General features: G+C 43.0%; 8 protein-coding genes. 7 read left to right on the top strand and 1 reads right to left on the bottom strand.

The annotated features are described in order from the left end of the window. Window positions 1-142: 142 nt before the first annotated feature. Window positions 143-1,147: a helix-turn-helix transcriptional regulator gene (locus U2F10_RS03325; protein WP_499870753.1), complete on the bottom strand. Its 1,005-nt coding sequence runs from the start codon at window positions 1,145-1,147 to the stop codon at window positions 143-145. Window positions 1,148-2,198: 1,051 nt separating this feature from the next. Here U2F10_RS03325 and U2F10_RS03320 point away from each other — a divergent pair. The 7 genes from U2F10_RS03320 to U2F10_RS03290 all read left to right on the top strand — a co-directional run bounded on the left by U2F10_RS03320 (window position 2,199) and on the right by U2F10_RS03290 (window position 11,676). Further along, window positions 2,199-2,447 carry an acyl carrier protein gene (locus U2F10_RS03320; RefSeq protein WP_163659383.1) on the top strand — a complete coding sequence of 83 codons (249 nt, stop codon included), beginning with the start codon at window positions 2,199-2,201 and terminating at the stop codon, window positions 2,445-2,447. Between the two features lie 33 nt (window positions 2,448-2,480). Continuing rightward, window positions 2,481-2,930, top strand: coding sequence for a 4'-phosphopantetheinyl transferase superfamily protein (locus U2F10_RS03315; RefSeq protein WP_163695968.1), 450 nt, complete (start codon window positions 2,481-2,483; stop codon window positions 2,928-2,930). Between the two features lie 6 nt (window positions 2,931-2,936). Further along, on the top strand, window positions 2,937-4,505 hold the full coding sequence (locus tag U2F10_RS03310; protein ID WP_499870751.1) for a benzoate-CoA ligase family protein: 1,569 nt from the start codon (window positions 2,937-2,939) through the stop codon (window positions 4,503-4,505). Between the two features lie 82 nt (window positions 4,506-4,587). Beyond that, window positions 4,588-5,910 (top strand): salicylate synthase, encoded by a 1,323-nt coding sequence (locus U2F10_RS03305; RefSeq protein ID WP_499870749.1) that lies wholly within the window; start codon window positions 4,588-4,590, stop codon window positions 5,908-5,910. 16 nt (window positions 5,911-5,926) lie between these two features. Further along, the gene (locus U2F10_RS03300; protein ID WP_163659379.1) at window positions 5,927-6,388 is read left to right on the top strand and encodes a holo-ACP synthase; all 462 of its coding nucleotides are present in this window, start codon (window positions 5,927-5,929) and stop codon (window positions 6,386-6,388) included. Window positions 6,389-6,553: 165 nt separating this feature from the next. After that, a complete protein-coding gene (locus U2F10_RS03295) occupies window positions 6,554-8,080 on the top strand; it encodes a 3-oxoacyl-[acyl-carrier-protein] synthase III C-terminal domain-containing protein (protein ID WP_499870747.1) in 1,527 nt (508 codons plus the stop codon). Between the two features lie 41 nt (window positions 8,081-8,121). Continuing rightward, window positions 8,122-11,676 carry a non-ribosomal peptide synthetase gene (locus tag U2F10_RS03290; protein WP_499870746.1) on the top strand — a complete coding sequence of 1,185 codons (3,555 nt, stop codon included), beginning with the start codon at window positions 8,122-8,124 and terminating at the stop codon, window positions 11,674-11,676. Window positions 11,677-11,751 lie beyond the last annotated feature (75 nt).

Raw genomic sequence — 11,751 nt, 5'->3', positions numbered from 1 at the left:
TCACAACACAATAGGGGCAAAAGTATGAAACAGAAAATGAAAATTATTCTCAATACTATGCTGATGTGATGGTAGGACATGCCAATGGCTATGTCCTCTTCAAGGTGGATTTTTTTCTATTGCAAGCGGATCGCACTCTAACTTAAGAACGGAGTTTGTAGCATCTAGGGGACATTCCGAATTTTTTCTTAAATGCAGCACTAAAAGATGTCGCACTGGTATAGCCGACCGCTTGAGCCACTTCTGTCACCGTTGAATAACTTGCCTCCAGCAACGTTCTTGCTCGCTCCATCCTGTGATGATACAAACAGCCAAATGCGGTAGTACCAAACACCTGACGAAATCCTCGCTTTAACTTATAATCATTGAGTCCAACCTGCTGTGCTAGCTCAATCAAAGACGGAGGGTTTACCAAATTACTCAGCAGTACTTCCTTAGCGTAATGAATTCGATCAACTTCATCCGACTTTAAGGGAGACTGGAGCTGAGTTGAACTATCTGCCGAACGATTTAAAGGCAGTTGCAGAGCAATGAGTTCAAGCGCCCGACCTTCTAGATACAACCGGCGTGTTACTCCTTGGTAAGGACAATTTAAAGTCTGTTCTGCTGCTTGAAATGCAGCTTGAGACATGGTTTGGATTCTTGATAGAGGAGTTGCCCTTTGCCCCTGCAAAATAGTTTGCAAGTCCCCAGAAATTTGATCAGTCTGATCAGCCACTAGGGCTTTTAATGTAGAGATTCCAGCAATAACTTCAACATGAATGATGGGTTGACGTGGCTGATATTCAATCCACTGCCCGCAGCGTGCAGCAAAACTCACTCTATTTTGTCTCGGAGTGAGATGATACCCATCTTTAAGGGGTGAAAAATCGCCTCTAACATACCCTGACAGAGATGACTTAAACCCAATTACCTCTCGGTAAAACTGATTTGAGACCTCTACAGTAAAAGGCTCGGGAAACTCAAGATACTCTATCGATATTTCTAAACCCGGCCGCAGCCTAATTTGTCGCCAATACCCCTTACCGACTCGAGGTGATAGCTCTAACACTGCATCAGTGGAATCTAGCTGCACACACGAACCAATCTTCTGCCCCCATTCTGCAAATAAATTATCAACGTTTTTAGCAGAAAAGCTCACTTGCATGCATAAGGCCTCCAGCTAGATTATTTTGCCTGCCAAAATGGCAACCCCATAACAGCGTTGCCATTTTTAATCCGTCTATAGAATCCTACAATTATTTTTTATTATTGACAATTAATTTCAATAATAAAAATTCTAGACCATAAGAGCTATAACCTTTATACATCAAGGTTTTGAGCGAATGTACATATGTATTAATTGAAAGTATGGTTATTTAATGAACTAATAGGATAGTCATTTAATAAACTAATAAATTGAGATTTTTTCATCATTCCAAAAGGAAAACCTTTTGGTTTTTCAAAACTCACCCTAAAGATACATTCACTCTCTAGGGTGCCTATGAAAGGACTGCAATAGTCGGATTCTCATGTACTGAACCTGTGTAAGAGGGTTCTGCCAATGCGTCCGACCCACTGAAAGGATCGCAACGAAGTCAGTGAAAAATGAGAACAACCGTACTTTTTAAAAAATAGGTGTTGAAAATCACACAGGAGTGTGCTAACAATTAGGTGTAAGTCATTTTTCTGAGAATCTTTCGCAATAACTGCTATCAATCAGTAGGTATTGATGCAGTTTCTCCATCTTCAGATGACTGCAATGTTTTCAGGACTTACTCAAAAGCTTTCCAGTTTTAGAGAGTTTATTGCTCTAAGGTTGAAAAGGTTTGAGGATAGAAAGAATATCGGACAACAGAGTGCTGGCGCAGTATAGTTACGCTATACTGTCACCTCACCATTTTTGGGTGATCTAGAAGTATAACACTCTTTACAAGTTATACATCCTGGCTTTGAAAGTTAACTATTTCGCCCAACCAAATAAGTTTAAGGTTGTCAACCAGCATCTTTAATGTGCTGTAGGCCGTTTCTTATTCAAGGTTGTTTGTAATACGGTTCAGGAGGAATAAATAGTACGTCCTTCAGCTGATTGATTTTTTAGTGCTAGAGTATCTGCTTAATAATTATGTTGACAGATATTCGAATGGTGAAGTGTTGTTGATATATGGTGTGTCGGTAAGTCGAAGCAACTAGTCAATTTTTAAGATGTGTTTAATTAGATGAGTACTCAGCAGACAATCAATTCTCTCATGGAGATTCTGGGTGAATTGGGCATTCCTCCAGATAAGATGAAGCCAAGTTCCCTTATTTATAAGGATCTACAGTTAGATTCAACGGAAGTTGTTGAGTTTTCTCTAGCATTGAAACGCCATTTCGGTGTTGGGGTTAAGTTGGAGACTCGTCAAGATAAGACGTTGGAGGAAGTTAGCACCTTGGTCGATTTAGCAAAGGCTCAAGATGCAGGCTAAATAGTTTTTTGCATCCTTTAGAGGATAAAAGATGTGCAATCACAATGCCTTAAGGAGAAACCTTTTTGTTTCTTAGCTCACCATCCATGCTTTGAAGTTAAGGGGCTTGGTATTGACTTAGTCTCTCCAACTAGGATCGCCAGATTGATTGAGCGTTATGCTGATAGCAGTCTTGGCCTTCTATTTACATTGAACGAGCTGCAGTATTGTCGCTTGGCCAGCGATCCTAATTGGGCTTATGCAGTCTGTTTTGGTGCTAAAGAAGCTATCGGTAAAGCCCTAGCCACCGGCCTTGCCGAGATTGATTGGAATGAAATTGAGACAAATCCTAACGGGCAACAACTGACAGTTTGTTTGCGCGGACAAGCCAGAGTTCGCGCTCAGAAACTCAATATACAGCGTTGGTTCCTGAACTGGTGGCATTTAGAAGCTTACGTTTTAGTTCATGCGGTGGCCATTGGAATAGTTAAATCAGGGGAATAGTTTTCTATGATAGGTACCTACCAAAAATTACCTGATACTTTTAATCTTGCTGCTTACTTGCTTGAAAACAATTTCAATCGAGATTGTCGTGACAAGGCTGCCTTTTATAGCAAGTCTGCAGTTTATACCTATGCACAGGTTAGTAGTCTGGTAAAACGTAGCGCGCAAGTATTGTCCGAGCTAGGCATAGAGCAAGAAAACCGAGTGGCCATTCTACTCGAGAATAGAGTTGAGTGGATATTTTTCTTTTTGGGTGCCATTTGGTTGGGAGCCATACCAGTTCCGATCAATCCTGCTTGCTCTTTGGAGGATGTGGACTATATCCTTCAAGATTCTCGAAGTAGGGTTCTCTTAACAACTCAGGCATGGCAAGAAAGGATCAGTATTACCTCATTAGGTTATTTGCGTCATGTTTTACTTGTGGATGGGGAAGATCCATTTCTATCCATAGTTGAACAAAGGCAGGAATCAACAGCTCACGCATTGACATCTCCTGATGAGGCAGCCTTCTGGCTTTACACATCGGGTAGTACGGGGCGTCCTAAGGGTGTGATCCATGCCCATCAAAATTTTCTTTTTTGCGCCCAGCATTATGGCCAAGAAACGATTGGGTTAACCCAAGATGATATTATCTATTCCGTAGCCAGTATGGCTTTTGCCTATGGTTTAGGCAATAGTCTGTATTTACCTATGACAGTAGGTGCTGGCTCAATTTTGTCTGATGCTAGCAATGCCTTTGACATTGTTGATGATGTTCAATATTTTCGACCAACGGTTTTCTTCGGAATACCAAGCGTATATGCCAATATATTAGAGATAGAGGAAATCTCTAACTTTAATGTGTCGTCGTTGCGTCTGTGTATATCGGCGGCAGAGCAGCTTCCTAAAAGCATTTGGCAGAAGTGGCTTGATGCTCACCATCTAGAGATTTGCGAGGGAATTGGTACCACTGAATTGCTCTATATATTTCTCTCTAATCAGCTAGGTAAATCAAAGCCAGGCAGTTCTGGACAACCTTTGCCGGGATACGAGGTGCAAGTTGTGGATGAAAATGGATTACCTTGCTCCATTGGAGAAATTGGCGAGTTACAAGTGAGTGGTCCAAGTTTAATGTTGGGGTATTGGAATCGATTACAGGAAACACGTAAGGCAATCAGCGGTTCTACGATGAGAACTGGAGATCGATATAGGCGTGATCGTGACGGATTTTTCTGGTTTGTTGGGCGCAAAGATGAGCTATTTAAAGTAAATGGCCAATGGATTTCGCCATTGGAGATAGAAGATGTCTTACATCAGCATCCACAAATCCATGAGGTAGCTGTTACGTCCTCCGCTGAACAAGGTGAAAAATTGACTGAAGTTGTTGCCTATATTAGGCTCAAATCTCAACAATCATCTACCCTGGAGTTAGAAAGAACCATTTATCAGTTTGCTAAACAACGCTTACCACATTTTAAAACACCTAAGCGAATCTATTTTTTAGATAGCTTACCTCGTACATCCACAGGCAAAATCCATCGTCAACAGCTAAAAAATAAGTTAGCTAATGATGAAGCACTCGCCATTTCCCATTAACTTTTCTACTGAATGTCATTGACAGTAGGACAAGGTTTAAACCATTGACAAATGACGTGCAAATCTAATTAGGAGTTCTCCCATGGTATTAGAATTCAAACCCTCAACTAAGTATTATGAAACATTCATTCCCGGTACAAGAGAACCAACCGTTGTCTTAAATAACCTCCTTCAAGCGGGCATTTTTTCTAAATACGCCATGTATGTGGCAAACGATGAAACCCGTATTGCTGGTGGTGAATTGGCGAGGGTTTCGGTAAGTCAGCAGGAGGTTTCACTAAAAGGCTTAGATATATCCAAATCGGAACCCATTAGCGATCCCCTGAAACAAGTTGAGGATCTTCTGAATTCTTTAGCCCTTGAAAATTGGACAGCCTATGGTTATGTTGCCTTTGACATCACTCGTTTCTACTCTTCATATTCGAAGTCAATTAGTCAACCGCTTTGCCACTTCCTCATTCCTGAAACCGAATTGATTTTTACTAAGGAAGGAGTAAAAATCAAGACAACACAATCCCTAGAAAAAGTTAGAAATCAGCTGTTTGTTAATGCTGACCTACCCAACCTTGAGTCAGTATCACTCACCCTTGATAGTGGCGATCAAGAAACATATCAAAAGTCAGTCAGTGAAATGATTGATGCTATTCGAGGGGGGCATTTACATAAGGCGATTATTGCACGGTCGCGTGAATTTACTGGGAATTTAGATGTTTTAGGCACTTATATAGTGGGGGCCAAGGTTAATAATGCAGCTCGTTCTTACTGTCTGGATTTTGAGAATATACAGGCTGTTGGATTTAGCCCTGAAACACTGATAGAAGTGAACCAAGATGGTTTTGTGACAACTAATCCTTTAGCTGGAACCCGGCCACGTGGGAATACTCTTGAAGAAGATTTGAAATTTAGTGCTGAGTTGTTTACCGATGCTAAAGAGGTTAAAGAACATGCGTTGTCTGTTTGGTTAGCACAGGATGAAATTACGGCTATTTGCTTGCCAGGAACAATTCAGATTTTCAACTTTATGGAGGTTAAGCGATATCGCTGCGTACAACATCTGTCGTCCAGGGTCGGTGGTCAGCTGCAACCAGATAAGACATTCTGGGATGCTTTGAAGGTTTTATTTCCAGGTATTACGGTTTCTGGTATCAATAAGGGTAAAGCCCTGGAATGGATTGATCGCCTAGAGTCTCAACCTAGAGGTATCTATGCTGGTGGAATTGGCTGGGTGGATAGTTGTGGTAGAGCAGATTTAGCGATCGCAATTCGCTCTGCCTATCAATATGGAGACCGTATTTATTTAAATGCTGGTGCCGGAATTGTTGCTGAATCAGTTCCTGAGAAGGAATATACCGAGTCGGTCAACAAAATGAATACCATGCTCACCAATTTAGTACTCAAGCCTTAGATAACAGGTGCTACCAATGGAAATGCCGGAAATGATGATAGATATCGAACGGCAAATTTCTCAAAGTTTATCTGATGGTCACCCTAATTATTCTAATGTGGTGAGTCACGGCATTTATCTAGTAGACATTAGTCGTTTCCAACTACTGAGGGATCAGTTAGGTAAATCGCTAGAGCAGCATTGTTTCACAGAACAAGAGCAGCGTAATGCATTTGTAGGTACTCGCCGTTTACATTTTTTTGCAGGTCGTTTGGCCGGGAAAAATGCAGTCGTCAGAGCACTGGGTCGAGATAATGTTCCTGAAAATTCTTGGCAAAGCATTGATATTCAGAAACTGCCCAGTGGTCAGCCATTAGTGGTTCTTAAGGGCGAAGTTCAGAACGTTGCACGTCAGCTGAGGATTAAAACCTGGTTGTTAAGCATTAGTCACACATCGACTTATGCCATCGCAAGTGCGATCGCCCTTAGCTCAAAGTAAAAAAAGTTCAACACGAGTGACTATGCCATCTGCCATAACACCATGAACTCTTATCAACACAAAGAGCTTAATGTCATTATCTTCCCTATCTAGGCCATGGATTCTATCCATTTTTCAATGAGTTTGTTCAAAGACAACATAATTATGTGAGTGTAAAATTGTTCCATGACTGTCCATCAATCAGGAATTAGCTCACTGGCAGTGAGTTTTCCTAAGACTATTCGCACAAATGATTATTGGCGGCAAAAGTATCCTGAGCTGATTCCCCAGCCGCGTGATCGACGGGTGAGAAAATCTATTCAAGAGAATCCTGCGCTAGACAATTTGGATATTTGGTCTCGGGCTGTTTCTCCTTATTTATCGGATCCATTTCGAGGCAATGTTGAACGAAGAGTCATCGATGAGCATGAGTCTTCGCTGATGTTAGAGTGCGCGGCTGCAAAAGCTGCCTTAGACGCTAGCAATCTTGCATCAAATCAGATTGATCTGATTATTGTTAGTTCACTTTTCGCTGAAGGTGCAGGTGGGGGCAATGCAGTCGCTCTTGCCAATCAGTTAGGGCTCAGTATTCCTGCCTGGAATTTAGACTCAACCTGTTCCGGAGCTTTAATCGCTCTACAGAATGCCTGTGCTTTAGTTCAGACGGGGGAATATGCCAAGGTATTAGTTGTCGCTTCTCACCTTGGCTCCCATGCTGTCGAACCATCGGATACGCTGGCTTGGTCCATGGGTGATGGTGCGGGGGCTTTTGTGGTTGAGGCTTTAAAGCCAGGTCAGGGGTTACTCGGTAGTAAAGTCGTTAATACGACATCTACCTGCGGTGCCTATATCCATGAATTGGTGATTGATCAGGCCGGTAACCCACGCTATCTCACCCGTACAGGTGAGAATATGAGTATGTTAGCGGCAACAGCTGTCGATTTTGTCCGCGACTGCTGCACAGAAGCGATTAAAGCAGCAGGAGTCACCCTAGAGCAGATTGACTATTTTGCGTTTAATACTCCCACACCATGGTACAGCCAGGTGTGTGCCCGAGCCTTGGGCATCAATTCAGAACGTGTGATTAATCTTTATCCACGCTATGCCAATATCGGACCTGTTTATCCCATCGCCAATCTTTATCATGGGGTCCTGGACGGTAAAATTTGCGAAAATGATTTGGTCTTAGTTTATAGTAATGGAGCTGGTGCAACAGCTGCTGCTATGGTCATTCGCTGGGGGTGTACTGGTCTAGGCCCGTCTCCTGCTCCTCCTATGCAAGTTGTTGTAGAGCAAGAGAAACCTGAGCACCTTCAGCAGTGTGCCCCTCAGCCAGTTTCTCTAATTAGTGGCAAGAAAGAAGCTCAAGTCCATCCTTATCGGGAGAAAATTCTAGCTGCTGAATCAAAGGCTCAAAGACCTCTCTTGGAAACTTACCTGTTAGAAATCCTCAGGGAATTGTTGCAGCATCCTGATCTTCACCTCGAATCGGATGAATCTCTTCGATATTTAGTTGACTCTTTAATGGCTTTAGAAATCAAGCGAAGAATTGAGTTTGATCTGGGCATTCAAGTTCCCATAGCCAAGTTATTCCAGGACGACAAGATTTCCCTATTAGCGGGATTTATATTGAATCAATTGATTGTTAATAATTTAACTACTCAGAGTTCTAGTTCTGATGCTGAAGAAGATTTACAAGAAATTATTCTTTGACATTCAATACTTCAAACAGGGAGCAATCAGGGGGAGAAGCGATGGATTTACAGCAAATGTTACTGGAGCTTTCCGAATTAGGTGTAAAGCTATGGATAGACAAAAATAATAAGTCACAACTACATATTCGTGCACCGCAAGGAGTACTCACCCCAGAATTGAAAAAAAGTATAAGGCGGCAGAAGTCGGAGATTCTTAACGTATTGGGTAACGCTACTCTCGATACCGTTACCCATGCATTACCCTCTGTGAATCCTGCCCCTCAGGACCGTCATCAGCCTTTTCCTTTAACAGATTTACAACATGCTTTTTGGATTGGCCGTAGTGGTCTGTTAGAACTTGGTGGTGTCTCTAACCATGGTTATTACGAAATTGACGGTGACAATCTAGATATCGTCAGGCTTAATCAAGCACTGAATCAGGTGATTCGCAGACATGATATGTTACGAGCCGTCGTCATGTCGGATGGCCAACAGAAAATCTTAGAGGACGTACCTGCTTATCAGATTAAGGTAATTGACTTAAGGTCACAACCGATGGACCAAGTTGATGCTCACGTTAAAACCACCCGAGATCAGCTTTCCCATCAAGTGTTGCCAGCTGATCAATGGCCCCTATTTGATTTTCGGGCAACCTTACTACCAGAACAGCGAGTTCGATTACATGTTAGTTATGATTTACTGATCTTTGATGCATGGAGTTTATTTCTCCTCTTTGACGAGTGGTTTAAGCTTTATGAAAATCCTGAGCTAGCCCTGCCTGCATTGGAATTATCCTATAGAGATTTTGTCTTAGGTGAGCAAAAAATATCACAAACCAACTTGTACGAACGCTCTCGTCATTATTGGCTCTCACGGCTAGATAATTTTCCTGGGCCACCGGATTTACCCCTCACTCAAAACCCTAAGGACCTAAAGCAATATCGATGCCAGCGTTATGAAAGTCGATTAGAGTCCCAAGCGTGGCAACAGTTGCAAAGGCTGGCAAAACAAGCTGGTTTAACGGCAACAGGCATATTGTTGGCTAGTTTTGCTGAAGTCTTGGGGCGATGGAGTAAAAAGCTACAGTTTGTGATTAATGTTGCTTCTTTTAATCGTTTACCGTTGCACTCGCAAATTAGTGAGATTCTAGGGAACTTTACCTCAGTTACGCTGTTGGCTGTTGATAATGCCCAAGGTAAATCTTTTCGTGAACGTGCACAGTCTATTCAACAACAGCTATGGCAGGATCTAGAACATGGCTATTTTAATGGGGTGCGGGTCACTCGAGAGCTAAACCAGAGGGAGCATACTACCCCCAAAGCCATGCCTATTGTGTTCACTAGCACGTTAGGCATGGAAGCATTGGGCCAAAAAATGGCTACGTTTAACCACTTTGGTCAGCTGGTTTATGGGAGTGCCCAGGCATCTCAAGCTTGGATGGATATTCAAGTTTGGGATGAACAAGGGACTTTAACGTTTAACTGGGATGTGGTTGAGGAGCTTTTCCCTGTAAATCTAGTTGGTGATATGTTTGAGGCTTATTGTGCCTTGCTAGAGCAACTAGCTACTGACACAACTGTTTGGGGTAAGGCGAGTCTACAGATTCTGCCGCAGCCGCAGTTGGCGCAACGAGATAAACTCAATGGCAGAGCTATTGGTGATGCTTCCATTGCTAAAGCAAGTATTACTACGTCAGAATGGTTACATACCTTATTTATTAAGCAAGTCCGTCAGCAAGCTCAACACTGTGCGGTCATTGACCAAACCTGTACCCTAACCTATCAACAACTCTATAGTCTTGCCCATGAGGTCGGTCATCGTCTCAGAGTGATTGGGGTTAGCCCTAATCAGCTAGTGGCCGTAGCCATGGAAAAAGGATGGGAACAAATTGTTGCTGTTCTAGGTATTTTGATGGCTGGTGCAGCCTATGTACCGATTGATCCTGGCTGGCCTGATCAGCGTCGAGCCTATCTTTTGGACAATAGTGGAGCACAGATTGTTCTGACTCAGTCCTGGCTCAATGAAACAATCTCTTGGCCCACAGGGGTTCATATTATCAACCTTAATAGGTTGAATCGTGAAGACTGTTATGGGCAGTCACTGCCACCGCTTGAACCGGTACAGACAATTGATGATCTGGCCTATCTCATCTATACGTCAGGCTCTACGGGCACGCCCAAGGGGGTCAAAATTAGCCACCGTGGTGCAGTTAATACGATTTTAGATATTAATAGGCGGTTTTCAGTGGGGACGTGCGATCGCATTCTAGCCCTATCATCCCTCAGCTTTGACCTGTCGGTTTACGACATCTTTGGCACGTTGGCCGCAGGGGGAACCATTATTCTGCCTCAGGCCTCACAACTTAAGGAGCCAGACCACTGGATAGATTTAATTAGCCAACACCAGATCACCCTTTGGAATTCTGTGCCAGCCCTGATGCAAATGCTGGTTGATGCTACAAGCAACCACACGGCTATACTCAGCTCCCTACGTTTGGTATTGTTAAGTGGAGACTGGATTCCCCTCACCTTACCACCTCACATTCAAACCCTCGTGTCTGATGTCCAGGTTATTAGCTTAGGCGGAGCAACGGAAGCCTCTATTTGGTCTCTTTTCTACCCCATTCATACTGTAGAGCCAACCTGGAAAAGTATTCCCTATGGTCGTCCTCTAACAAATCAGAGTTTCCACGTACTCAATCAGCGATTAGAACCTTGTCCCACATGGGTACCAGGCGATCTCTACATTGGCGGTGTGGGTCTTGCCCAAGGATACTGGCAAGATGAATCTAAGACTAATGCTAGTTTTATCACCCATCCAGACAGTGGCGAACGACTTTATCGCACAGGTGATTTAGGTCGTTATCTACCCGATGGCGATATCGAATTTTTAGGCCGGGAAGACTTTCAAGTAAAACTAGGGGGTTATCGCATCGAGCTGGGAGAAATCGAGGCAGTTTTAGGGCAATATCGGGCTGTCAATCGAGCTTTAGTCAGCGTAGTCGGCAAACACCTCAATGAAAAGCGGTTAGTCGCCCATATCGTTCCACATGGGAGCATTACGGTGGATGAACTCAAACAGTTCGTAAGGGCTCATCTACCTGACTACATGATCCCATCAGTGTTTGTGATTGTTGAAGCATTACCCTTGTCAGCTAACGGTAAAATAGATCGTCAGGCACTCTCATTACCTAACGACATGGTGTCGGGGTTAACAGTTGACTATATTGCCCCTCAAAATGAACTTGAAAAAACAATTTGTGAGATCTGGAAAGACACCTTAAATATAGATAAGGTGGGAGTAGACCACAATTTTTTTGAGGTTGGTGGTAACTCACTGCTGATTACCACGGTTTTCAATAGACTGAAAGAACGCTTAGTCAATGAGGTAGAATTAATATCACTATCTGATTTGTTCAAGTATCCCACTATTCATAGGCTAGCTGACTATCTATCGGCCCATCATCGCCCAGCGTCAATCTCTCCAACCAGCAAACCGTTAGACAAGCAACAAGTAGCGGTTAGTCTCAGTGAAGGTAAACAGAGACTTAAGCAACAGCTACAACGCGCTAAAGCTATTAAGGTCAGGACAAACAAAGTTCGCAAGAATCGATAAGGGTAACTTGAGATCAATAGTCTTAACAATCGTGCTTTAAAGCACATATTTTGATTCTTCTTCAACCCTCCACAC

Origin of the sequence: Leptothoe sp. EHU-05/26/07-4, assembly GCF_043421015.1 — a bacterium.
Lineage (GTDB): Bacteria > Cyanobacteriota > Cyanobacteriia > Phormidesmidales > Phormidesmidaceae > Leptothoe > Leptothoe turfae.
The sequence above is the reverse complement of the archived record's forward strand: the minus strand, read 5'-3'. Positions and strand labels throughout refer to the sequence as shown.

Bases quoted from the DNA above. Each gene is read 5' to 3' on its own strand.
- U2F10_RS03305 (WP_499870749.1), top strand. From the start codon at position 4,588: ATGGTATTAGAATTCAAACCCTCAACTAAGTATTATGAAACATTCATT.
- U2F10_RS03290 (WP_499870746.1), top strand. From the start codon at position 8,122: ATGGATTTACAGCAAATGTTACTGGAGCTTTCCGAATTAGGTGTAAAG.
- U2F10_RS03295 (WP_499870747.1), top strand. From the start codon at position 6,554: ATGACTGTCCATCAATCAGGAATTAGCTCACTGGCAGTGAGTTTTCCT.
- U2F10_RS03325 (WP_499870753.1), bottom strand. From the start codon at position 1,147: ATGCAAGTGAGCTTTTCTGCTAAAAACGTTGATAATTTATTTGCAGAA.
- U2F10_RS03300 (WP_163659379.1), top strand. From the start codon at position 5,927: ATGGAAATGCCGGAAATGATGATAGATATCGAACGGCAAATTTCTCAA.
- U2F10_RS03310 (WP_499870751.1), top strand. From the start codon at position 2,937: ATGATAGGTACCTACCAAAAATTACCTGATACTTTTAATCTTGCTGCT.
- U2F10_RS03320 (WP_163659383.1), top strand. From the start codon at position 2,199: ATGAGTACTCAGCAGACAATCAATTCTCTCATGGAGATTCTGGGTGAA.